General features: G+C 66.5%; 22 protein-coding genes. 16 read left to right on the forward strand and 6 right to left on the reverse strand.

From position 1 onward, the window contains the following. Positions 1-34: 34 nt before the first annotated feature. From ppdK to NV401_RS10965, 3 genes are all read right to left on the reverse strand, one after another. A complete protein-coding gene (gene ppdK / locus NV401_RS10955; protein WP_261294464.1) occupies positions 35-2,698 on the reverse strand; it encodes a pyruvate, phosphate dikinase in 2,664 nt (887 codons plus the stop codon). 70 nt (positions 2,699-2,768) lie between these two features. Continuing rightward, entirely contained in the window at positions 2,769-5,231 is a 2,463-nt protein-coding gene (gene glyS, locus NV401_RS10960) for a glycine--tRNA ligase subunit beta (protein ID WP_261294465.1), read from the reverse strand. Between the two features lie 157 nt (positions 5,232-5,388). Then, positions 5,389-6,255, reverse strand: coding sequence for a glycine--tRNA ligase subunit alpha (locus NV401_RS10965; protein WP_261294466.1), 867 nt, complete (start codon positions 6,253-6,255; stop codon positions 5,389-5,391). 139 nt (positions 6,256-6,394) lie between these two features. Between NV401_RS10965 and NV401_RS10970 the strand changes: the two genes are divergently transcribed. From NV401_RS10970 to NV401_RS11045, 16 genes are all read left to right on the forward strand, one after another. Next, complete coding sequence (locus NV401_RS10970) at positions 6,395-7,282, forward strand: TraB/GumN family protein (RefSeq protein ID WP_315369343.1); 888 nt, start codon at positions 6,395-6,397, stop codon at positions 7,280-7,282. Beyond that, on the forward strand, positions 7,279-8,094 hold the full coding sequence (locus NV401_RS10975; protein ID WP_261294467.1) for a TraB/GumN family protein: 816 nt from the start codon (positions 7,279-7,281) through the stop codon (positions 8,092-8,094). The genes NV401_RS10970 and NV401_RS10975 overlap by 4 nt, the downstream gene beginning before the upstream one ends. 133 nt (positions 8,095-8,227) lie before the next feature. Further along, positions 8,228-8,929 (forward strand): 50S ribosomal protein L25/general stress protein Ctc, encoded by a 702-nt coding sequence (locus NV401_RS10980; RefSeq protein WP_261294468.1) that lies wholly within the window; start codon positions 8,228-8,230, stop codon positions 8,927-8,929. Positions 8,930-9,018: 89 nt separating this feature from the next. Next, a complete protein-coding gene (pth, locus tag NV401_RS10985; RefSeq protein ID WP_261294469.1) occupies positions 9,019-9,588 on the forward strand; it encodes an aminoacyl-tRNA hydrolase in 570 nt (189 codons plus the stop codon). Between the two features lie 13 nt (positions 9,589-9,601). Next, the gene (locus NV401_RS10990) at positions 9,602-11,155 is read left to right on the forward strand and encodes a methyl-accepting chemotaxis protein (protein WP_261294470.1); all 1,554 of its coding nucleotides are present in this window, start codon (positions 9,602-9,604) and stop codon (positions 11,153-11,155) included. Between the two features lie 181 nt (positions 11,156-11,336). Then, the gene (locus tag NV401_RS10995) at positions 11,337-11,939 is read left to right on the forward strand and encodes a TIGR02466 family protein (protein ID WP_261294471.1); all 603 of its coding nucleotides are present in this window, start codon (positions 11,337-11,339) and stop codon (positions 11,937-11,939) included. Positions 11,940-12,036: 97 nt separating this feature from the next. Then, entirely contained in the window at positions 12,037-12,285 is a 249-nt protein-coding gene (locus NV401_RS11000) for a DUF6894 family protein (protein ID WP_261294472.1), read from the forward strand. 124 nt (positions 12,286-12,409) lie between these two features. After that, positions 12,410-12,649 carry a DUF6894 family protein gene (locus NV401_RS11005; RefSeq protein WP_380817403.1) on the forward strand — a complete coding sequence of 80 codons (240 nt, stop codon included), beginning with the start codon at positions 12,410-12,412 and terminating at the stop codon, positions 12,647-12,649. A 153-nt stretch (positions 12,650-12,802) separates the two neighbouring features. Then, positions 12,803-13,567, forward strand: coding sequence for a Crp/Fnr family transcriptional regulator (locus tag NV401_RS11010; RefSeq protein ID WP_261294474.1), 765 nt, complete (start codon positions 12,803-12,805; stop codon positions 13,565-13,567). A gap of 73 nt (positions 13,568-13,640) precedes the next feature. Further along, positions 13,641-13,820: a hypothetical protein gene (locus NV401_RS11015; RefSeq protein ID WP_261294475.1), complete on the forward strand. Its 180-nt coding sequence runs from the start codon at positions 13,641-13,643 to the stop codon at positions 13,818-13,820. Positions 13,821-13,910: 90 nt separating this feature from the next. Continuing rightward, positions 13,911-15,008, forward strand: coding sequence for a redox-regulated ATPase YchF (gene ychF / locus NV401_RS11020; protein WP_261294476.1), 1,098 nt, complete (start codon positions 13,911-13,913; stop codon positions 15,006-15,008). Position 15,009: 1 nt separating this feature from the next. After that, a complete protein-coding gene (locus NV401_RS11025; protein ID WP_261294477.1) occupies positions 15,010-15,393 on the forward strand; it encodes a hypothetical protein in 384 nt (127 codons plus the stop codon). Beyond that, complete coding sequence (locus NV401_RS11030; protein WP_261294478.1) at positions 15,390-15,710, forward strand: hypothetical protein; 321 nt, start codon at positions 15,390-15,392, stop codon at positions 15,708-15,710. The genes NV401_RS11025 and NV401_RS11030 overlap by 4 nt, the downstream gene beginning before the upstream one ends. Positions 15,711-15,987: 277 nt before the next feature. After that, on the forward strand, positions 15,988-17,193 hold the full coding sequence (locus NV401_RS11035) for a hypothetical protein (RefSeq protein WP_261294479.1): 1,206 nt from the start codon (positions 15,988-15,990) through the stop codon (positions 17,191-17,193). A 123-nt stretch (positions 17,194-17,316) separates the two neighbouring features. Further along, positions 17,317-18,570, forward strand: coding sequence for an alkaline phosphatase family protein (locus tag NV401_RS11040; protein ID WP_261294480.1), 1,254 nt, complete (start codon positions 17,317-17,319; stop codon positions 18,568-18,570). 9 nt (positions 18,571-18,579) lie between these two features. After that, on the forward strand, positions 18,580-19,026 hold the full coding sequence (locus tag NV401_RS11045; RefSeq protein WP_261294481.1) for a MaoC family dehydratase: 447 nt from the start codon (positions 18,580-18,582) through the stop codon (positions 19,024-19,026). A 38-nt stretch (positions 19,027-19,064) separates the two neighbouring features. Here NV401_RS11045 and NV401_RS11050 read toward each other — a convergent pair whose 3' ends face one another. The 3 genes from NV401_RS11050 to NV401_RS11060 all read right to left on the reverse strand — a co-directional run bounded on the left by NV401_RS11050 (position 19,065) and on the right by NV401_RS11060 (position 22,086). Next, complete coding sequence (locus NV401_RS11050; protein ID WP_261294482.1) at positions 19,065-19,790, reverse strand: hypothetical protein; 726 nt, start codon at positions 19,788-19,790, stop codon at positions 19,065-19,067. Between the two features lie 136 nt (positions 19,791-19,926). Next, positions 19,927-20,766: a cytochrome c1 gene (locus NV401_RS11055; RefSeq protein ID WP_261294483.1), complete on the reverse strand. Its 840-nt coding sequence runs from the start codon at positions 20,764-20,766 to the stop codon at positions 19,927-19,929. Positions 20,767-20,787: 21 nt separating this feature from the next. Then, positions 20,788-22,086 (reverse strand): cytochrome b, encoded by a 1,299-nt coding sequence (locus tag NV401_RS11060; RefSeq protein ID WP_261294484.1) that lies wholly within the window; start codon positions 22,084-22,086, stop codon positions 20,788-20,790. Between the last annotated feature and the right edge of the window lie 6 nt (positions 22,087-22,092).

Here is a 22,092-nt window from a genome sequence, read left to right on the forward strand (position 1 = left end):
CTTCCCCGGCGCAGGCCGGGGAAGGGGGTGTCCATCAACGCTTGGCCAACGCGGCCTGCGCCGCGGCCAGCCGGGCGATCGGCACGCGGTAGGGCGAGGCCGAGACGTAATCGAGCCCGACCTTTTCGCAGAAGGCGATGCTCGCCGGATCGCCGCCATGTTCTCCGCAGATGCCGAGCTTGATGCCGGCGCGCGCCGCCCTGCCCCGCTCCGCCGCCAGCTCGATCAGCTGGCCGACGCCCTCGACATCGAGGCTGACGAACGGGTCCTTGGCGTAGATGCCGCGCTCCACATACGTTGTCAGGAAGCGCGCGGCATCGTCGCGGCTGACGCCGAGCGTCGTCTGCGTCAGATCGTTGGTACCGAAGCTGAAGAACTCGCCGACCTCGGCGATCTCGCCGGCCATCAGGCAGGCGCGCGGCAGCTCGATCATCGTGCCGACGAGATATTCGATCTCGCGGCCCTTGTCGGCAAACACCGCCTGCGCGGCCTTGTCGACGACCTGCTTCATCAGCTCGAGTTCGCGACGCGTGCCGACCAGCGGGATCATCACCTCGGGGATCGGCGCGGCGCCGGATTTCACCGCCACCTCGATCGCCGCCTCGAAAATCGCGCGCGCCTGCATCTCGTAGATCTCAGGGTATGTCACGCCGAGCCGACAGCCGCGATGGCCAAGCATCGGGTTGAATTCGTGCAGCTCCGCCGCGCGCCGCTTGAGCACGTCGATGTCTACGCCCGCCGCGCTCGCCACTTCGGCGAATTCGGCTTCCTCGTGCGGCAGGAATTCGTGCAGTGGCGGATCGAGCAGGCGGATCGTGACGGGCAGCCCGGCCATCACCTCGAACAGTTCGACGAAATCGCTGCGCTGTTCGGGCAGCAGTTTCTCCAGGGCGACACGGCGGCCGGCTTCGTCTTCCGCCAGGATCATCTGGCGCACGTTGGTGATGCGCTCGGCATCGAAGAACATATGCTCGGTGCGGCACAGGCCAATGCCCTCGGCGCCGAAATCGCGCGCGACGCGGGCGTCGAGCGGGGTCTCGGCATTGGCGCGGACCTTGAGACGGCGCACGCCATCGGCCCAGGCCATCAGCGTGCCGAAATCGCCCGACAGTTCGGGCTGCACGGTCGGCACCGCGCCGGCCATCACTTCGCCGGTCGAGCCGTCGATCGTGACGATGTCACCGGCATGGATCTCGCGCCCGGCGACGCGCATCACGCCGGCCTTGGCGTCGATCGAGATCGTGCCGGCGCCCGAGACGCACGGCCGGCCCATGCCGCGGGCGACGACTGCGGCGTGGCTGGTCATGCCGCCGCGCGCAGTCAGGATGCCCTTGGCGGCGTGCATGCCGTGAATGTCCTCCGGCGAGGTTTCGGTGCGGATCAGGATCACGCTCTCGCCCGCCGCGGCGCGCTTCTCGGCGGTGTCGCTGTCGAACACGGCGGCCCCCGAGGCGGCACCTGGCGAGGCGGGCAGGCCCTTGGTCAGCACATCGCGCTTGGCCGAGGGATCGAGCGTCGGATGCAGCAGCTGATCGAGCGCCTGCGGGTCGACCCGGGCGACCGCTTCCTCACGCGTGATCAGCCCCTCTTCCGCCATATCGACGGCGATCTTCAGCGCGGCCTTGGCGGTGCGCTTGCCCGAGCGCGTCTGCAGCATCCACAATTTGCCCTGCTGCACGGTGAATTCGATATCCTGCATGTCGCGGTAATGCGTCTCGAGCAGGTCGAACACCTTGGCCAGTTCGCCATACACCTCCGGCATCGCCTCTTCCATCGAGGCGGGCTTGGCGCCGGCGGCCTCGCGCGCCGCGACGGTGAGATATTGCGGGGTGCGGATGCCGGCGACGACGTCTTCGCCCTGCGCGTTGATCAGGAACTCGCCGTAATAAGCGCGGTCGCCCTTGGCGGGATCGCGCGTGAAGGCGACGCCGGTGGCCGAGGTCTCGCCCATATTGCCGAACACCATCGCCTGGATGTTGACCGCAGTGCCCCAGGCGGCGGGAATGTCGTTGAGGCGGCGATAGACTTTCGCGCGCTCCGACTGCCACGAGCCGAACACCGCGCCGACCGCGCCCCAGAGCTGATCGTGCACGTCCTGCGGGAACGGCTTGTTCCACTGCTGCTCGACCAGCGTCTTATATTCGGCGACGAGCTTCTGCAGATCATCGGCGGTGAGATCGGTATCGAGATAATAGCCGTTATCTTCCTTGGCGATCTCCAACGCATCCTCGAACGCGGCGTGGTCCAATTCGAGTACGACATCGGCGTACATCTGGATGAAGCGGCGATAGCTGTCCCACGCGAAGCGCGCGTCGCCCGAGGTTTCGGCCAGGCCCTGCACGGTCTGGTCGTTGAGGCCGAGATTGAGCACCGTATCCATCATGCCCGGCATCGAGGCGCGTGCGCCCGAGCGGACCGAGACGAGCAACGGATCGGCGGCGTCGCCGAACTTCTTGCCGGTGATGCCCTCGATATGCGCGATGCCCGTCGCCACTTCGTCGCGCAGGCCCTGCGGAAAGGCGCGGCCTTCCTGGTAATAGACGTCGCAGAATTCGGTCGAGATGGTGAAGCCCGGCGGCACCGGCAGGCCGATCGAGGCCATTTCGGCCAGGTTCGCGCCCTTGCCGCCGAGCAGGTTGCGGTCTCCCTTGCCGCCGTCCGAAACGCCGCCACCGAAACGATATACGTACTGCGTCATTACTCAGTCCCCTCGGGGCGGCGCGGGCCGCCAAAGTCACAAAAGTCGCACACGCTACGCGCGCGCGCGGCTAACCCTCGATCTTCGAAAAATCCGCCACGCTGTGCACCGCCGCGCGCACGCGGGCGAGCAGCGCCAGTCGCGCCGTCCGCTTGGCCGGCTCCGGATCGTTGACGGTCACGCCTTCAAAGAACGCATCGATCGGCGCGCGCAGCGTGGCCAGGGCCGCCATCGCACCTTCGAAATCCTCCGCCTCGACCGCGGAGGCCGCGCGGGGGGCAGCCGAATCGAGCGCGGCGATGAGATCGGTTTCTGCCTTTTCCGGCGTGTAGGACAGCGGAATTCCTTCCCCCCTCCCTGAAAGGGAGGGAGCAACAGGCCGATCGTCCCCCGGACGATCTGAACCAGCCGGGGGCTGGTTCAACTGATGCTGGGTGGGTTGGTCCTTTGTGGAAGCGTCCTGAGTCTCAAGACCCACCCCCAGCCCCTCCCTTTCAGGGAGGGGAGCAGCAAGGGCCACCCCTTCCTTCTTCAAAATATTCGCCGCGCGCTTGTACCCGGCGAGCAGGTTCGCGCCGTCGGGCGTGCCGACGAACGCCTGCAGCGCCGCCACGCGGGCGAGCAAACGGACGAGATCGTCCTCGCCGCCCAAAGCGAACACCGCGTCGATCAGATCGTGGCGGACGCCGGCTTCGCGCTGCTGGACCTTGAGGCGGTCGGCGAAGAAATCGATCGGCGGCGCGGGATGCAGGCCGGCCGCGCGCAGCCCGGCATAGCAGGGCGCCGAAGCCGCGACGGGAAAGTCGATCAGCATTTCGCCATCGGCCATCAGCCGCTTCGTCTCGTCCGACACTTCGAGATACATCGGCGCGTCAGGGATCGCCTGGCCGCTGCTGCGCAGATAGGTTTCGAGATGCAGGTCGGCAGCCTTGTTCAGCCACTGGCCGAGTTCGCCGCGCAAGCCGTTGGCGACGATCAGGCGGATCACGCCGAGCGCCGCGCGGCGCAGCGCGAACGGATCCTTCGAACCGGTGGGCAATTCCTCGATCAGGAAGAAGCCGCGCAGCGTATCCAGCTTGTCGGCCAGCGCCACCGCCACGGTGACCGGATCGGTGGGCACATCGTCGCCCTGCCCGACCGGCTTGTAATGGTCGCGGATCGCGGCGGCGACGGCGGGGTCCTCGCCCTGCGCTGCCGCATAATAGCCGCCCATCAGGCCCTGCAGCTCGGGGAATTCGCCGACCATGCCGGTGACGAGATCCGCCTTGGCGAGGCGCGCGGCGCGCTCGGCGAGGGCGGCTAATACTCCCCTCCCTGGAAGGGAGGGGTTGGGGGTGGGTTGGTCCTTTGAGGATCGGTCCTGAGTCTCAGGACCCACCCCCGGCCCCTCCCTTCCAGGGAGGGGAGCAGGAAGGACGATGCCCTCTTCCACCAGCCAGCGGGCCAGCCTGGCGACGCGGTCGACCTTGTCGGCCAGCGTGCCCAACTTTTCGTGGAACACGATTGCCCCGAGCTTCTTCGCCTGCTCCTCGAGGTCGACCTTGAGATCGGTGTCGTAGAAGAACTTCGCGTCCGACAGCCGCGCGGCGAGCACCTTGCGGTTGCCCTCGACGATCTTCGCGCCGCCGTCCGCCGCGTCGATATTGGCGGTGCAGACGAAGGCGTTGGCGAGCTTGCCGTCGGCGTCGCGGCACACGAAATATTTCTGGTTCACGCGCGCGGTCAGCTGGATCACTTCGGGCGGCACATCGAGGAACGCTTCGTCGAAGCGGCCGAGCAGCGGCACGGGCCATTCGGTGAGGCCGGCATTCTCGTTCAGCAGCCCTTCGTCCTGGATCAGCTCCAGCCCGGCCTTGCGCGCGGCCATCGTCGCGCCAAGCGCGATGATCTGGCGGCGTTCCGCGTGATCGACGATGACGTGGCAGGCGCGCAGTTTCTCGACATAATCGGCGGCCGAGCCGATCGTGATGACGCCGGGATGGTGGAAGCGATGGCCGACCGTCGCCGCGCCGCTGGTCACGCCGGCGATCTCCACGGGCACGATCTGCTCGCCGAGCAGGGCGACGATGCCCTGCAGGGGGCGGACCCATTTCATGCTCTCGGTGGTGGTGCTGGCACTGCCCCAGCGCATCGACTTCGGCCAGGGGAAGGCGCGGACGATCGCCGGGATCGCCTGCGCGAGTACATCGGCAGTGGCGCGGCCCGGTTTGTCGATCACGGCGAACAGCACGCCGTCGCGCTCGACCAGTTGCTCGCGCGTGAGGCCGGTCTTGCGCAGGAAGCCTTCGAGCGCCTGGGGCGGGGCGCTGGCCTTGGGGCCCTTGGTCTCTTCCGAGACCGCGGCGGTTTCGCCGGGCAAATCGCGCGCGATCAGCACCAGCCGGCGCGGCGTGGCATAGGTAACGAGCTCCGGGGCGGTCAGGCCGGCCTTGGTCAACTCGGCGGCGAACAGGCGGGCGAGATCCTCGCGTGCCTTGTCCTGCATGCGCGCGGGGATTTCTTCGGAGCGCAGCTCGAGGAGGAAGTCGGTCATTCTACTCCTCCCCGGCACGGGGAGGTGGCAGCCGCAACCTGACAGAGGGGGCGGGCCGGCAACGCTACGGTAGCGATCGTGGAGGTCCCCCTCCCCCATTCGGCTGGAGAAGCCGAATGGTCCCCCTCCCCGTTCCGGGGAGGATTGAGAAGCGCGCTCATGCCGTCCACCCCGGATATTTCGCTTGCCAGGCGGGCGTGTTGCTTTCGATCCAGGCCTGGCAGCTGCCCTTCGCGAGATCACGCACGCGGCCCATATAGGCCTGGCGCTCCGCCACCGAGATCACGCCGCGCGCCTGCAGCAGGTTGAACACGTGGCTGGCCTTGATCGCCTGTTCGTACGCGGGAATCGGCAGCTTGGCCTCCAGCGAGTTCTCGCATTCCGCGACATGCTTGCGGAACAGATCGAACAGCGCGTCCGTATCGGCGATCTCGAAATTCCATTTCGACATTTGCTTCTCGTTTTCGAGAAACACGTCGCCATAGCTGACCCCGGCGTCGTTGAACGCCAGATCGTACACGCTGTCCTTGTCCTGGATATACATCGCCAGCCGCTCGAGCCCGTAGGTCAGCTCGCCCGCCACCGGCTTGCAATCGAACCCGCCCATCTGCTGGAAATAGGTGAACTGCGTGACTTCCATGCCGTCGCACCACACTTCCCAGCCGAGCCCCCAGGCGCCGAGCGTGGGGCTTTCCCAATCGTCCTCGACGAAGCGGATGTCGTGCTTGGTGAAATCGATGCCGATCGCGGCGAGGCTGCCAAGATAGAGTTCCTGCAGATCGGGTGGGCTGGGCTTCAGGATCACCTGATACTGATAATAATGCTGCAGTCGGTTGGGATTCTCGCCGTAGCGGCCATCCGTGGGCCGGCGGCAGGGCTGGACGAAGGCGGCGTTCCACGGCTCGGGGCCCAGCGCGCGCAACGTCGTCGCGGTGTGGAACGTGCCGGCGCCCATTTCCATGTCGTACGGCTGGAGGATCAGGCAGCCGCGTTCGCTCCAATAGTCATGGAGCTTGAGAATCATGCGTTGAAAACTGAGCGGCTGGCTCAAGGACGATAACCCTTCGCAGATGCGGAAAACGTGCGTGCGCTTTGGCGCAGCCGGGTTTGACGGTCAACTGGCGCGAATTGCCGCGCCGGGACACGCCACCTATATCCGCGCCATGATGATGCTGAAAAAACTGCGCGCGCTGTTCGCCGCCGCGCTGCTCGCCTTGCCGCTGCCTGCCGTGGCCAAGGGCAATGACGCGGATCCGGCGCTGTGGGTGGTCAAGGACGCCGACACGACGATCTATCTGTTCGGCACGATCCATGTGCTCAAACCCGGGCTGACCTGGTTCGACGACGGGGTGAAGACGGCGTTCGACGCGAGCGACGATCTGGTGCTCGAAATGATCCAGCCGCCGGCCGCGGAAATGCAGGGCATCGTGCTGAAGGCGGGCTTCACCACCGAGGGCAAGACGCTGCCCGAGAAGCTGGCCGCGCCGGACCGGGCGGCGTATCTCAAGGCGCTGAGCGGGTTCGGCCTGCCGGCTAATGCGCTCGACCGCGCCGATCCGTGGCTGGCGGCGACGCAATTGTCGCTGATCCCGGTGATGAAATCGGGCTATGACACGAGCAACGGGCCGGAGACGGTGCTGAGCGCGGCAGCCAAGGCGGCGGGCAAGAAGGTGATCGGGCTGGAAACCGCGGAACAGCAGATCGGCTATTTCGACACGTTGCCGGAGACCCTGCAGATCGCGTTCCTCAACAGCACGGTCAAGGATCTGCCCGAGGTCAACAAGTCGCTCGCCGGGATGGTCGACGACTGGTCGGCGGGCAAGCCCGAGCGGCTTGGCAAGACGCTGAACGAGGGCATGCGCGACACGCCGGAGATCGGCCGCGTGCTGCTGACCGATCGCAACATCCGCTGGGCCGACTGGATCGGCACGCGGATGCAGCAGCCGGGCACGGTATTCGTCGCGGTCGGCGCGGGCCATCTGGCGGGCAAGGACAGCGTGATCGCGCAGCTCAAGCGGCACAAGCTGAAGGCGGTGCGGGTCAAATATTGATCCGCGCGCTAGCCCTTGCCGCAGCGCTGCTGCTCGCCGCCTGCGGGCCGCGCGACAGCCCGGCGCGCCCGGCATTGTGGCGGCTGCACGATGCCGATACCGAAATCTGGCTGCTCGGCACGATCCATGCGCTGCCGGCGGGGGTGCAGTGGCAGACGCCGGCGGTGGCGACCGCGATCGCCCGCGCCGACACGCTGGTGACGGAAATCCCCGCCGGCACGACGGCGGGGTTCGAGCAGGCCGCGCAGGGCACCGGCCTGCCGCCGCTGGTCGATCGCGTGGCCCCGGCACAGCGCAAGACGGCGGCGGCATATGGCGCGCGGCTCGATCAGCTCAAGACCTGGGCGGCGGCGGTGACGATCGCCGCCGGGCCCATGCAGGCGGCCGGCGCCTCGGCCGAGGATGGCGTGGAAAAAGTGCTGGCGACACGCTTCGCCGGGCGGCGGCATCTCGCGCTGGAGACGCAGGCCGGGCAACTGGCCCTGTTCGATACCTTGCCCGAGGCGGCGCAGCGCGTGCTGCTGGCGCGTGCGATCGACGATCCGGGCGGCTATGCCAGGACACTGGCGGCGTGGCGCACGGGGGATACGGAGCGCCTCGCGGCGAGCTTCGCGCCGGCCTTCCGCGGCGCGCCGGCGTTGCAGGAGACACTGGTGACCCGGCGTAACGCGCGGTGGTCGGCGTGGATCGTGCGGCGGATGGCGGCGCCGGGCCGCGTGCTGGTAGCGGTCGGCGCGGGGCATCTGGTGGGAGCGGAGTCGGTGGTGGCGATGCTCCGCGGCAAGGGGCTGAGGGTCGAGCGGGTACAATGACTCCCCTCCCTTGCAGGGAGGGGAGCCGCAAGCATTGCCACCAGCCGCCCTTTCGCCTATAGCCGCGCGCTTCGCGTCAGGGTCATCCCTGGAGGCTTGGCGCGAGATTGAACCTGCATTTCGGAGCAATAGCATGAGCGAACAATTGACGCTCGCAGCCGAGACGCGCGAACTGGTTGGCAAGGGAGCCTCCCGTTTGTTGCGCCGCGAAGGCCGCGTACCCGCCGTGATCTACGGCAACAAGCAAGACCCCGTCTCGATTCACCTCGAGGAAAAGGCGCTGATGCGCGCTTTGATGACCGGGCATTTCATGAATTCCACCGTATCGGTCGAGTTGGCCGGCGGCACGACGACGCTGACGCTGCCCAAGGACGTCGCGTTCCACCCCGTCACCGATCGCCCGATGCATGTCGATTTCCTGCGCATCGGCGAGCACACCACCGTGCACGTCTCGGTGCCCGTCGTGTTCACCGATGAGGAAGAATCGCATGGCCTGACCAAGGGCAATGGCGTGCTCAACATCGTCAAGCACGAGATCGAGCTGGTCTGCGACGCGTCCGCGATCCCGGGCGAGATTACCATCTCGCTGAAGGGCCGCGAGATCGGCGATTCGATCCATATCAGCGACGTTTCCCTGCCCAAGGGCGTGACGCCGGCGATCACCGACCGCGACTTCACCATCGCGACGATCGTGCCGCCGACCGTGCCGACGGTTGAGGACGAAGAGCTGGATGCCGCCGTGGCCGAATCCAACGCCGAGGCAGCAGCCGAGGCCGAAGGCGAAGGCGACGCCGCCGAGGGCGATGCGGCCGAAGGCGACGACAAGAGCGAATAAGCTCGCGTCTCACCAAAGCGATCAAGGGCAGCGGCGACGGATACTCCGTTTCCGCTGCCCTTTTTCATCCAGACGGGCGATAACACGGCATGCAACTTTGGGTCGGTCTCGGAAATCCCGGTGCGAGCTATGCGCTCAACCGGCACAATGTCGGCTTCATGGTCGCCGACACGATCGCCGATCTGTACGACTTTTCACCGCCCAAGAAGCAGTTCCTGGGCTGGACGCAGGAAGGCCGGGTCGGCACGGCGAAGATCCTGCTGCTCAAGCCCGCGACGTTCATGAACGAAAGCGGCCGCAGCGTCGGCGAGGCACTGCGCTTCTACAAATTGGGCACCGACGCGCTGACCGTGTTCCACGACGAGCTCGATCTCGCGCCGTTCAAGGTCAAGGTGAAGACCGGCGGCGGCACTGCGGGGCATAACGGGCTGCGTTCGATCGACCAGCATCTGGGGCCGGACTTCCGCCGCGTGCGGCTCGGCATCGGCCATCCCGGGCACAAGGACCGCGTGCACGGCTATGTGCTGGGCAATTACGCCAAGGCCGAGATGGACGCGCTGGCCGAGCTGCTCGGCGCGGTGGCGGCCGAGGCGCCGTGGCTGGCGGCGGGGGACGACGGGCGCTTCATGAGCGACGTGGCGGTACGCCTGGCTGGCTAGAGCTGCCCATGGGATGCTGTCGACGATTTTCGGCACAATCCGCGCGCGTGCGACCGGCGCGCCGCACTTGATCCTAAATTGGCAGAAAGCCGCCACCTTGCATGTGGCCTTTCGCGACCAAAGGATTGCCATGTCGAATAAAGCCGTCACCGAGCGCCTGACCTTCATGGGCATGGATCAGCGGCAGCGTTCGACCCTGTCCAGGGCGCTGCCCCTAGTGTCGACCTTGCTCAGCGGCGCGCTCGACCGGTTCTACAGTTCGGCCCGCGCCACCGCCGAAACATCCGCCTTCTTCCGCGACGAAGCGCATATGGCCAGGGCCAAGGCCGCCCAGGAAGCGCATTGGAACCGCATTCTCAACGGCGATTTCGACGACGAATTCTACTCGAGCGTCCGGCGGATCGGATCGGTCCACGCCCGTATCGGGCTGGAACCGCGCTGGTATATCGGCGGCTATGCGCTCGTCATCGAGCATCTGATCGAAGCCGTCCACAAGGCGCTGTCGCCCTGGCGCAGGATGCTGACGATGTTTCGTGCGCCCGACCCCAGGTCGGTCAGCGTCGCGCTCGTCAAAGCGGCGCTGCTGGACATGGAACTGTCGGTATCGATCTATTTCGAAGAGGCGCAGGTCGAGCGCGATGCCGGGATCGCCGCGCTGGAAGGCGCGCTGTCCAGCCTGGCCATGGGCAATCTGACCGAGGAACTGCACGGTCTTCCCGCAAGCTTCGTCAAACTCGAGCAGAGCTACAATGAAACGCTCGAGAAGATGCGGTCGACGATCGGCGCGGTCGGCGCGAGCGCCGCGGCGATCCGGGCCGGCTCCGGAGAGATTTCCAACGCGTCGGACGATCTGGCCCGGCGCACCGAAAGCAACGCCGCCAGCATCGAACAGTCTTCGGCCGCCCTGATACAGATCGACCATCGCATCAAAGCGAGCACCGACTCCGCCGGGCAGACGGTCGAGCGTGCCGACCAGGCAATCAACGCGGTGCGCGGCGGACGCGAAACCGCCGGCGAGGCCATGCAGGCGATGCATCGCGTGTCGGATAGCGCAAAGGGCATCGACGACGTGATCGAGGGGCTCGACAAGATCGCGTTCCAGACCCGCGTGCTCGCGATGAACGCAGCGGTCGAGGCCGGGCGGGCCGGAGAGGCCGGCCGGGGCTTTGCGGTCGTCGCCGACCTCGTCAGCGCGCTCGCCATGCGCGCCGAGGAGGAAGCAAAACGCGCGCGTGACCAGCTGATGCTGACCCAGACCGACATCATCACCGCGGTTCAGGCGGTCGAGAAGGTGGATTCGGCGTTCGTCGCCATCACCGCGAACGTGGATGAAGTTCACACGCGCCTGACTGGAATGGTGACAGACAATCTCGCGCAATCGGCGACCATTACCGAGATCACCGCCGCCGTCGGTAGCATGGAGCACTCCACGCAGCAGAATGCCGCGATGGTCGAACAGACATCGGCCGCGGCGCGGACGCTGAATGCCGAAGTCGAGTTGCTTACCCGCCAGACCTCCCTGTTCACGGTAGAGGAGCGCGCGCGGGCGCATCATCGGGTGCATTGAGGGCATCTAAAGCCGGCCCCGATACCACCCGGACTGCCAGTTTGAATGGCTATCCGCCGGCCCATCGCGCGGCGCGGCAATCGGCCATGGGTGCGCCGGACGCGGACTATGGTCGGGATGACGGGGGGCTTCCGGGCGGGTTGTGGTTGAACCGGGCGCGCCGCCGTGCTTGGGACGGGCGATGACCAGCCGATCGCTTTTCGCCACGCGCCTCTATGAGGGCCAGCTCGCCGACGACACCTTGCTCGCCGATCTCGACCGCTCGTGCCGCGCGTTGAGCGAGGAGGATCTGGCCGGGCGTGCCTGGTCCAAACAGCACGGCTATCGCGGCTATACCTCCTATGCCTCGCTCGACGACCTGCCGTACCGCGACCCGGCGTTCGGCAATCTGGTGCGGCTGCTCAACAAGCATGTCGCCGCCTTTGCGAAGGACTGCGCGTTCGATCTCGGCGGGCGGAAGCTGAAGCTCGACAGCCTGTGGGTCAACGTCCTCAAGCCCAAGGGCACGCATAGCGGGCATATCCACCCGCATTCGGTCGTCTCCGGCACGATCTATGTCACGGTGCCGGAAGGTGCCGGCGGGCTCAAGCTGGAGGATCCGCGACTGCCACTGATGATGGCGGCGCCGACGCCGCTTGCCGACGCGCCGGAAGACGCGCAGCGTTTCGTCTATGTCGCGCCGGCCGCAGGCACGGTGCTGCTATGGGAGAGCTGGCTGCGGCACGAAGTGCCGGCCGGCAATGCGCGCGAGGACCGGATCAGCATCAGCTTCAACTATCGCTGAACCATTCGCGATCACACCGCGGGTCGTTGATCGAGTTTATGGCCGAGGTGGCCCGATCGGCCCAATGTTGCATGCCTGATACGGTTAGGAGTGCACCATGCCCCTGTTTCACTTCAATCTCGCCGATCATGTGCGGGAGCCGGATATCGAGGGCACCGAACTCTGCGATATTGCCGCCGCGCGGGTCGAGGCGATCGTCTTCGCGGGCGAATATCTGCGCGACAATCCCGCGATCATCAACGACGGGCGGGATTTCCGCGTCGAGGTGACCGACGACGGGGGCATGCCGCTATTCACCGTGCGCCTCGAAATGATCGAGGAGCAAGGCTCTGTCGTTCACCATTGACGACTTGGGTTGCGGCCCGGGATTGCAACAAATATTCCCAACATGCGTTTGTTCACGATTGGCGGGTCGATCGTCACCGCCCATCGCGCGGGTGCCCGACGCGTTCGCGCCCGTGGGACACATCATGCAGCGATTTTACCTTTGTCTCGTCGAACAGGGCAGAGTGACGGAAGACCTGGAAGGCATGGCGTTCAGCGATATGGATGCCGCCGCAATCGACGCTATCCGCCAGATCAGAAGCATGTTATCATTGGAGATACTCGAGAACGGCAAGTTCGATCTTGATCGTTCGATCGAGATTGTCGGCGACGGTGGTGCGAGCCGCCGAATCCCTTTTTCCCAAGCCGTATCCGTCAGTATCTGACCGGCGATATGGCGATTGTAACAAATGTTATGGCGCGGCGATTTGGTCCAGATCAACGACCCCGCCAGTGACATGATTTAGGCCAGAACCCTCACGGAATAGACCGGCCCCGCGAGGGAGCCAGCCGACTCTTCCGCCCCTGAGAGGAAGATCGTGGTCGACAACAATACCAACTGGCTCGGACAGCGGCTGGGCGCCCGCGGCGTGCTCACCTCTTCCGATCTCGACGCGCTGAGCAAATTGCCGCTGACGCAGCGCGAATTCGATCCCGGCCAGTATCTGCTGCGCGAAGGCGACCGGCCGAAAGTCTGTTCGTATCTGAAGAGCGGCTTCGTCTATCGTCACAAGATCGTCGGCGATGGCGGGCGCCAGATCGTCTCCGTCCATGTGCCGGGCGACTTCGTCGACGCGCAAAATATCCTGCTCGAACAATCCGATCACAATATCCAGGCGCTGACCGATACGGTGATGCTGATGGTCCCGATCGACGACCTGCTGGCGGTTGCCATGGCGCATCCGGCGATCACCAAGGCCTTGTGGCGCGAGACTTTGGTCGAGGCGGCGATCATGCGCGAATGGGTCGCCAATGTCGGCCGGCGCGATGCCCGCGCGCGCACCGCGCACATGCTGTGCGAGATGGCGGTGCGGCGCGAGGCCGCTGGCCTGGGGCCGCGCGAGACCTTCGACCTGCCGATGACGCAGGAGCAACTGGGCGACACGCTGGGGCTGACCGCGGTGCACGTCAACCGCACGCTCAAGACGCTGGAACTGGACGGGCTGATCACGCGCAACAAGCGCTCGGTGACCGTGGCGAACTGGCGCGAATTGCGCAGTGTGGGCGATTTCACCGCCAATTACCTGCATCTGACCAATGGCGTCTCGACCTGGAGCGGCGAGAGCCGCAGCGCGCACGACTGAGCGAGATCATGCACGGCACCGGCCCGCGGTGATAGGCCTGCGTTCGAACGCATGGGCAAACAGGGACGGTTCGATGCCGGAGGACGACAAGACGTATCACGCGCGGCGTGCAGCGATGCAGCGCGCGCTGGCCGAACGCTGCACCGATCCGGGCATCGCCAAAGCCCATCAGGCGCTTGCCACGCTGCACGACGAGCGCGCCGAGGGCGGCCCGGTTGCACGGCCGGTGCTGCGCATGGTGATGCCGGGCTGACACGGCTGGCAATAGCGCGCCGAACGCTCTATCCCGCGCGCCATGTCGCCGGCGCCGCCGGCTTTTCCTTTTGATGGCAAGGCGTGTGAGATGGGTTTCCGTTGTGGTATCGTTGGGCTGCCGAATGTCGGCAAATCGACCCTGTTCAATGCGCTGACCGAGACCGCGGCGGCGCAGGCGGCGAATTATCCGTTCTGCACGATCGAGCCGAACGTCGGCAATGTCGCGGTGCCCGATCCGCGGCTGCAGCAGTTGGCGACGATCGCCGGATCGCAGAAGATCATCGAAACGCAGCTGGGCTTTGTCGACATTGCCGGGCTGGTGCGCGGTGCCTCCAAGGGCGAGGGCCTAGGCAACCAGTTCCTCGGCAATATCCGCGAAGTCGACGCGATCGTGCACGTGCTGCGCTGCTTCACCGAGACCGACGTGACGCATGTCGAGGGCAAGGTCGATCCGATCGCCGATGCCGAGACGGTCGAGACCGAGCTGATGCTGTCCGATCTCGAATCGCTCGAGAAGCGCGTGCCGGCGGCGGCCAAGAAGGCGACGCAGGGCGACAAGGAGGCCAAGATCGCTGCCTCGGTGCTGGGCCAGGCGCTGGACCTGCTGCGCGACGGCAAGCCCGCGCGGCTGACCGTACCCAAGGACGAAGACGAGGCGCGCGTGTTCGCGCAGGCGCAACTGCTCACCGCCAAGCCGGTGCTGTACGTGTGCAACGTGGACGAGGGCGATGCCGCCAACGGCAATGCGCTGTCGGCCAAGGTGTTCGAGAAGGCCAAGGCCGAGGGCGCGCAGGCAGTGGTCGTCTCGGCCGCGATCGAGGCCGAGATCGCGACGATGGCGCCGGACGAGCGCGGCGAATTCCTCGGCGAGCTGGGGCTGGAGGAGACCGGGCTCGCACGCGTGATCACGGCGGGCTATTCGCTGCTCCAGCTGCTCACCTTCTTCACCGTCGGCCCCAAGGAAACGCGCGCCTGGACGACGCATGTCGGCGCCACCGCGCCGATGGCGGCGGGCGAGATCCACAGCGATTTCGAAAAGGGCTTCATCCGCGCCGAGACGATCGCGTTCGACGATTTCGTCGCATTGGGCGGGGAATCCAAGGCACGCGAGGCGGGCAAGCTGCGCGCCGAGGGCAAGACCTATGTCGTGCAGGACGGCGACGTCATGCACTTCCTGCACAGCTGACATGACGCGGCCGATCGACCGCCTGCTGCTCGGCGTGATCGCGCTGGGCTTCGCGATCGGCTTCATCACCCATGCGCTGGATTTCTGGTGGTTCGGCTGGGCGCCGTACACGTTCGGCCCGCCCGCGCTCAACCTGTTCTGGAATGCGCTGGTCGCGCTCGACGCCGCCGTGCTGGTGCTGCTGGCGCTCGGGCGGCGGCGCTGGGCGCTGGGGCTCGGGCTGGCGATCATGCTGGGCGACGTGGCGGCCAATTCCTATGCCTGGGCGGGGCTCGGGCTGACCGACTTCGCGCCGGCCCTGGTCGCGCAGAGCGGCTTCCTCGGGCTGCTGCTGGGATCGGTGGGGTTCCTGTGGCCGCGGACAACGGCTAAGCCCCGGCCATGATCGCGCGCCTGATCCTCGTGCTGCTGCTCGCCTGCCTCGCCCTGCCCGCGATGGCGGCGGCGCCGTGCCATGACGGATCGACCGGCATGGCCGGGATGGCGATGCCGCATGCCATGCCGGCGGCGCCCGAGGAGCATGAGCGCAAGGCGGTGGCCGTACATGCGTGCATGGGCTGCATCCCGCCGGCGACGTTGCTGCGCGCGGGTCTTGCCGCGCCGCTGCCGCGAGTGGCCGTGCCACCGGCCCGCGCCCTGGTGCGCTTCGATCGCGGGCGGATCTCGCCGCCGGCCACCCCGCCGCCGCGTCTGGACGCGTGATCGACCGGAGGCCCCGCGCCTCCGCTTCCTCATGCGTTCGACGAAAGATTTGATGATGAAAAGATACCTGCTCGCGGCCGGCGCCGCGATGGCGTGTCCCGTGCCCGTGCTGGCGCAGGCCATGGAGCATGGGCATATGCCTGACGCTGCCCCGCCCCTTACCACCCCGGCGGACGCCGGGGCCCAGTCGGGAGACGGCGGTGACCACGCGCAGCACGCGCCAACGACCGCCTTGCCGACTGGGCCCCGGCCTGCGCCGGCGACGGAAGCGGGGGAAATGGATCATGCCGCGATGGGGCATGACATGGCCGCCATGCCCGGCATGGATATGAACATGATGATGGGGCGGACCGGCTATGCCGCCGGCTCCGGAACGTCGCGCCTGCCCTCAAACGAGGGGATGATGCGCGGGGTGATGCTGCATCCCGGCGACTGGATGCTGATGCTGCACGGCTATGTGTGGGGCGCCTATACCGATCAGGGCGGCCCGCGCGGCGACGACATGGCGTTCGTCCAGTCGATGGGCATGATCACCGCGCAGCGCCCGCTGGGCGATGGCGCGCGGCTGCAGCTGCAGACGATGCTGAGCCTGGAGCCGCTGATGGGCGCGCGCGGCTATCCCAATTTGCTCGCCACCGGCGAGGCGGCGAACGGACGCCCGCTGATCGATCGCCAGCATCCGCACGATCTGTTCATGGAATTGTCCGGCCGGATCGATATGGATGTCGCGCCCGACACCAGCGTGTTCCTCTATGGCGGGCCGGTCGGCGAACCGGCGCTCGGGCCGTCGGCGTTCATGCACCGCAAATCGGCGCAATATCAGCCGCTCTCGCCGATCACGCACCATTGGTTCGACAGCACGCACATCACCTATGGCGTGGTCACGGCGGGCATCTCGGCACCGCGCTTCCAGCTCGAGGCCTCGGCGTTCCGTGGGCGCGAGCCGGACGAGCATCGCTGGGGGATCGAGACACCGAAACTCGATTCGTGGAGCGTGCGCGGCACCTGGACGCCCTCCTCCGCCTGGGCGGTGCAGGCGAGCTATGGCTGGCTCAAATCGCCCGAGGAACTGGAGCCCGACAGCAACGAGCGGCGCACCACCGCGAGCGTACATTACGCCACCGGCCCGCTGACCACGACCTTCGCCTTTTCGAACAAGGACAAGGGGCCGGGGCGGACGCTGACCGCGTGGCTGGGCGAGGCGAATTACGATCTGAGCGCGCACCACAGTGTGTTCGGGCGGGTCGAGAATGTCGCCAATGACGAGCTGTTTCCCGACGAGGACGATCCGCTGCACGATCGCCGCTTCCGCGTGACCAAGCTGGAGGGCGGTTATGCCTATCGCCTGCCGGTCGCCGGGCCGGTCGGGCTGGCGGTCGGCGGTGCGGTTGGCACCTATCTGCTGCCCGACGCGCTGGATGCGGCCTATGGCAAGATGCCGGTGAGTTTCACGCTGTTCGCGAAGCTGATGCTGGGGCAATAGCGCCTTCTCCCGACCGTCATCCCGGACTTGATCCGGGATCCAACTCTATCCTTGGTGAAGGCTCGCCGCATGCTCACAGAAGTTCGCGCCAAGAGGATGGTTGGATCCCGGACCAAGTCCGGGATGACGGCGTTCTTGGCGGCGCTCGCGCTATCGGCCTGTGCCACGGCGCCGGCCCCGCCCCCGCCGATCGCCCCGGCCGCACCGCAGGAAACCCGCGCGCCCGTCACCGTCCTAATCTCGATCGACGGCTTCCGCCCCGATTATCTCGACCGCGGCGTGACGCCGAATCTGTCGCGGCTGGCGGGCGAAGGCGTGACCGGGCCGATGCACCCGAGCTTTCCCTCCAAGACCTTTCCCAATCATTATACGCTGGTCACCGGGCTGCGGCCCGATCGCAACGGGATCGTCGCCAACAACATGGAGGATGCGCGCCGACCGGGCGAGAAATTCACCATGGCGAGCGACGATCCGTTCTGGTGGAACGCGGCCGAGCCGATCTGGATCACCGCGGACAAGGCGGGGATTCGCACCGCGACGATGTTCTGGCCGGGATCGAACGTCGCGATCGGCGGGACGCGGGCAGAGCAATGGCCGAACGACATCAGCGGCGGCACGCGGCCCGACGACTGGCAGCAGTTCAACCAGGCGGTGTCGAACCCGCAACGCGTGAATGCCGTGCTCGACTGGCTGCGCCGCCCGGCGGCGATCCGCCCGGCCTTCGTCACGGTCTATTTCGACACGGTCGATACCGCCGGGCACCATTTCGGGCCGGGCGATGCGCGCACCACCGCGGCGGTCGGCGATGTCGACGCGCGGATCGGCGAGCTCACGAGCGGCCTGGCCGCGCTCGGCCAGCCGGCCAATCTCGTCATCGTCGCCGATCACGGCATGGCGGCGACGAGCAGCGACCGCGTGATCGCGCTCGACCGCATCGCGCCGCCGGCGGAGTATCGCATCGTCGAGAGCGGCCCCTATGCCACGCTCGTCGCGACGCCGGGCCATGAACGCGCGCTGGAGCGGGCGCTGCTGGCCAGGCACGAGCATATGACCTGCTGGCGCAAGGCGGAGATTCCCGCGCGCTTCGCCTATGGCTGGAATCCCCGCGTGCCGCCCTATCTGTGCCTCGCCGAGACCGGCTGGACGATCGCCCCGACCGCGCCGACCAAGACCTCCAGCGGCGGCAATCACGGCTATGACAATATGGCCGACGACATGACCGCTCTGTTCATCGCGCACGGCCCCGCCTTCGCCACGCACCGCACGATCCCGGCGTTCGACAATGTCGACGTGCAGCCGATGCTCGCGGCCTTGCTCGGCATCGCGCCGGGTGCCACGGATGGCAGCCTGAAGACCTGGAACGCGGTCAGGAAATAGGAGCGGCTGGTGCAATATTTCGAGGATATCGAAGTCGGATCGACACAGAGCTTCGGCAGCTATGCGGTCACGCGCGACGAAGTGATCGCCTATGCCGAGAAGTTCGATCCGCAGCCGTTCCACCTGTCCGATGAAGCCGCAGCCAGGACGCATTTCGGGCGCCTGTCGGCCAGCGGCTGGCATACCTGCGGGATGGTGATGTCGATGGTTGTCGCCAACCTGAAGGCCAACCAGCAGGCCGGGCTGGGATCGCCCGGAATCGACGAGCTGCGCTGGCTGAAGCCGGTCTTTCCGGGCGACACGCTGCGCTGCGAGACCGAGGTGCTCGACAAGCGCGCGTCGCAGAGTCGGCCGGAGATGGGCAGCTATCGTTCGAAGATGACGGTGTTCAATCAGGACGACGTCGCGGTGCTGACCTTCGTCTCGATCGGCCTGGTCAGCACACGGCCGCAATAAGCGCCGTCCCCGGCCGGGCGCCGGGGACAGCAGGAGACTTATTGCGGGCGGCTTCCGCGGCGCTCGCCACCGCGACCGCCGCTGCGGACCGTGCCGCGATTCTGCCCGGCTTGCGGCCGGCTGAACTGGCGATCGCCGCCGCGCTCCGGCCGCGCCTGCGGCTGATAGGTTGGGTTCGGCCGGGTGCCGGGCTGGAATGCCGGGCGCTCGCCGCGATTGCCCTGGAAGCCCTGTCCCTGGCGCGGATCGCGGCTGAAGCCCTGCCAGTTGGCACGATCCGGGCCGCGGCCCGGGCGCCCGGCCTGCCCGTCGCGCGGCGGACGGCCCTGGCCGTAGCCCGTCTGCCCATCACCCCCCGGACGGCCCTGGCCATAGCCCGGCTGGCCGTCACGCCCCGGGCGCCCGCCCTGCCAGCTGCCATTGGGGCGACCATTGCCGCGACGGCCCTCCCAATAGCGCCGCTGACGATCGTTCCAGCGATGCGGGCGACGGTAGCGATCATAGACGTAATAGCCGGTGCCGGGATAATAATAGTCGCCGAACCAGCCGTAATAGCTGTTGCCGAACCCGCCATAGCCGCTGTCGTAATAACCGCCGCCGTAACCGCCGCCATAGCCGCCGCCATAACCGTAATCGTCATAGCCGTAGCCGCTTGCGCCGTAGCCGACCGAGACGCCGCTATAGCCATAGCCGTCGGTGCACCCGCCGAGCCCGATCGCCGCGACCAGGCCGAGTGCAGCCAGCTTTATTTTCGAAAACGCCATCTTCCAAACTCCCGAACACGGAGAGCGGCCTGCCGAAAGCGCCGCTGACGGAAACAAAACGGGGGGCGGAACATATTCGTTCCGCCCCCCGATGATGTGATCCCCGCCGCGGCCGTGCCGCGTGGTCGGCCGGCGCTTAGTGCTTCATGTTCCGCCACACGTTGCGATACGCACCATAGGCCAGGAAGCTGAAGATCAGCAGGAACAGGACCGTCGCGAAGCCGGCGCCGTGGCGTGCCTGCAGCTTGGGCTCGGCGGTCCAGACGAGGAACGCCGAGACGTCCTTGGCCATCTGATCGACCGTCGGCTTGGTGCCGTCGAGATAGGTCACCTGCCCCTCGGTGGTGAGCGGCGGCGGCATCGCGATGTTGAGGTTGGCGAAATAGGGATTGTAGTGCAGCCCCGCCGGCGTCTTCGAATCCGGGAAGTGCTTGATCAGCTCGGCCGGCTGGTTCTGATAACCGGTCAGCAGCGAATAGAGATAGGCCGCGCCATCATGCCGCGCCTTGGTCATCAGCGACAGATCAGGCGGCAGCGCATTGTTGTTGGCGGCACGCGCGGCGATGTCGTTGGGGAACGGCGACGGGAAGCGATCCGAGGCCAGGCCCTTGCGGGTCGCGACTTCGCCCGTATCCGGGTTGATCGACGGGATATTGTCGTAGCTCGCCGCGAACGCCTTCACCTGCGCGTCGCTATAGCCGATTTCCTTGAGGTCGCGGAACGCCACCAGACGCAGCGAATGGCAGGCGGCGCAGACTTCCTTGTAGACCTGCAGCCCGCGCTGGACCTGACGGTTGTCGAACTTGCCGAACGGGCCGTCGCTCGCCAGCGCGAGTTCCTTGGGGTGCTTGTGGAATTCATGCTCGGCGGTCGCCGCGGGCGGATCGGTGATCAGCCCGGAGACGGTGCCGAACAGGGCGAGCGCCAGGACGCCCGCAAAGGCGAGCCCGACGAGCAATGCGATGAAGCGAACCATGTCGATATCCCTCTTGTTCGCTTACGACGACGCGGCCGGCGTCAGCGCGGTGTGCGCCGGGCTGGTCCCGCCATGCTTCGCCAGCACCGCCTCGGTGATCGAATTGGGCAATGGCGTCGGCCGCTCGGAGCGCGAGATCATCGGCAGGATGATCAGGAAATGGGCGAAATAATAGGCGCCGCAGATCTGGCTGAGGATCACGTACACCGGATCCGCCGCCGAACCGCCGCAATAGCCGAGGATCAGCACGTCGGCGACCAGCACCCAGAACGCGATCCGCGCCTTCGGGCGATAGTTGTTCGAACGCACCGGGGAGCTATCCAGCCAGGGCAGGAAGAACAGCAGCAGGATCGATCCGAACATCGCGAGCACGCCCCACAGCTTGGCGGGCAGGATGAAATCGACCGTGAAGGCGCGCAGGATCGCGTAGAACGGCCAGAAATACCATTCCGGCACGATGTGCGCGGGCGTCGAGAGCGGGTTGGCCGGGATGTAATTGTCCGGGTGGCCGAGATAGTTCGGGTAGAAGAACAGCAGCACCGCGAACACGATCAGGAAGATGCCGAGCCCGAAGCCGTCCTTCGCCGTATAGTAAGGATGGAACGGCACGGTATCCTGCTCGCCCTTCACTTCCACGCCGGTTGGGTTGTTCGACCCCGGAATGTGCAGTGCCCAGATGTGCAGGATGATCACGCCGGCGATCACGAACGGCAGCAGGTAATGCAGCGAGAAGAAGCGGTTGAGCGCGGCATCGTCCGGCGCATAGCCGCCGAGCAGCCACACGCGGATCGTTTCGCCGACGCCGGGTATCGCCGAGAAGAAACCGGTGATGACCTGCGCACCCCAGAAGCTCATCTGCCCCCAGGGGAGCACATAACCCATGAAGGCAGTGGCCATCATGAGCAGGAAGATGACCACGCCGAGCAGCCACACCATCTCGCGCGGCGCCTTGTACGAGCCGTAATAGAGCCCGCGGAAGATGTGCAGATAGACGACGATGAAGAACATCGAGGCGCCGTTGGCGTGCGCATAGCGCAGCAGCCAGCCGGCGTTGACGTCGCGCATGATATGCTCGACCGAATCGAACGCGATCGCGCCGTTCGCCGCATAATGCATCGCCAGCACGATGCCGGTGATGATCTGGATGCCCAAAGCGGCCCCGGCGAGCACGCCGAAGTTCCAGAAATAGTTGAGGTTGCGCGGCACCGGATAGCCGGCGCCGACCGCGTTGTAGACGAGACGGGGGACGGGCAGACGCTCGTCCACCCATTTCATCAGCGAATTTTGCGGCTGATACTGCTTGGCCCAGGGAAAGCTCATATCTGG

Origin of the sequence: Sphingomonas hylomeconis (genome assembly GCF_025370105.1) — a bacterium.
GTDB classification, from domain to species: domain Bacteria; phylum Pseudomonadota; class Alphaproteobacteria; order Sphingomonadales; family Sphingomonadaceae; genus Sphingomonas; species Sphingomonas hylomeconis.

Excerpts from the sequence above, each read along its gene's own strand:
- NV401_RS10980 (WP_261294468.1), top strand. The coding sequence starts at position 8,228 with ATGAGCGAACAATTGACGCTCGCAGCCGAGACGCGCGAACTGGTTGGC.
- pth (WP_261294469.1), top strand. The coding sequence starts at position 9,019 with ATGCAACTTTGGGTCGGTCTCGGAAATCCCGGTGCGAGCTATGCGCTC.
- NV401_RS11015 (WP_261294475.1), top strand. The coding sequence starts at position 13,641 with ATGCCGGAGGACGACAAGACGTATCACGCGCGGCGTGCAGCGATGCAG.
- ppdK (WP_261294464.1), bottom strand. The coding sequence starts at position 2,698 with ATGACGCAGTACGTATATCGTTTCGGTGGCGGCGTTTCGGACGGCGGC.
- NV401_RS11005 (WP_380817403.1), top strand. The coding sequence starts at position 12,410 with ATGCAGCGATTTTACCTTTGTCTCGTCGAACAGGGCAGAGTGACGGAA.
- NV401_RS11050 (WP_261294482.1), bottom strand. The coding sequence starts at position 19,790 with ATGGCGTTTTCGAAAATAAAGCTGGCTGCACTCGGCCTGGTCGCGGCG.
- ychF (WP_261294476.1), top strand. The coding sequence starts at position 13,911 with ATGGGTTTCCGTTGTGGTATCGTTGGGCTGCCGAATGTCGGCAAATCG.
- glyS (WP_261294465.1), bottom strand. The coding sequence starts at position 5,231 with ATGACCGACTTCCTCCTCGAGCTGCGCTCCGAAGAAATCCCCGCGCGC.
- NV401_RS10970 (WP_315369343.1), top strand. The coding sequence starts at position 6,395 with ATGATGATGCTGAAAAAACTGCGCGCGCTGTTCGCCGCCGCGCTGCTC.
- NV401_RS11035 (WP_261294479.1), top strand. The coding sequence starts at position 15,988 with ATGGATCATGCCGCGATGGGGCATGACATGGCCGCCATGCCCGGCATG.
- NV401_RS10990 (WP_261294470.1), top strand. The coding sequence starts at position 9,602 with ATGCTGTCGACGATTTTCGGCACAATCCGCGCGCGTGCGACCGGCGCG.
- NV401_RS11030 (WP_261294478.1), top strand. The coding sequence starts at position 15,390 with ATGATCGCGCGCCTGATCCTCGTGCTGCTGCTCGCCTGCCTCGCCCTG.
- NV401_RS11055 (WP_261294483.1), bottom strand. The coding sequence starts at position 20,766 with ATGGTTCGCTTCATCGCATTGCTCGTCGGGCTCGCCTTTGCGGGCGTC.
- NV401_RS11000 (WP_261294472.1), top strand. The coding sequence starts at position 12,037 with ATGCCCCTGTTTCACTTCAATCTCGCCGATCATGTGCGGGAGCCGGAT.
- NV401_RS11025 (WP_261294477.1), top strand. The coding sequence starts at position 15,010 with ATGACGCGGCCGATCGACCGCCTGCTGCTCGGCGTGATCGCGCTGGGC.
- NV401_RS10965 (WP_261294466.1), bottom strand. The coding sequence starts at position 6,255 with ATGATTCTCAAGCTCCATGACTATTGGAGCGAACGCGGCTGCCTGATC.
- NV401_RS11040 (WP_261294480.1), top strand. The coding sequence starts at position 17,317 with ATGACGGCGTTCTTGGCGGCGCTCGCGCTATCGGCCTGTGCCACGGCG.
- NV401_RS11060 (WP_261294484.1), bottom strand. The coding sequence starts at position 22,086 with ATGAGCTTTCCCTGGGCCAAGCAGTATCAGCCGCAAAATTCGCTGATG.
- NV401_RS10995 (WP_261294471.1), top strand. The coding sequence starts at position 11,337 with ATGACCAGCCGATCGCTTTTCGCCACGCGCCTCTATGAGGGCCAGCTC.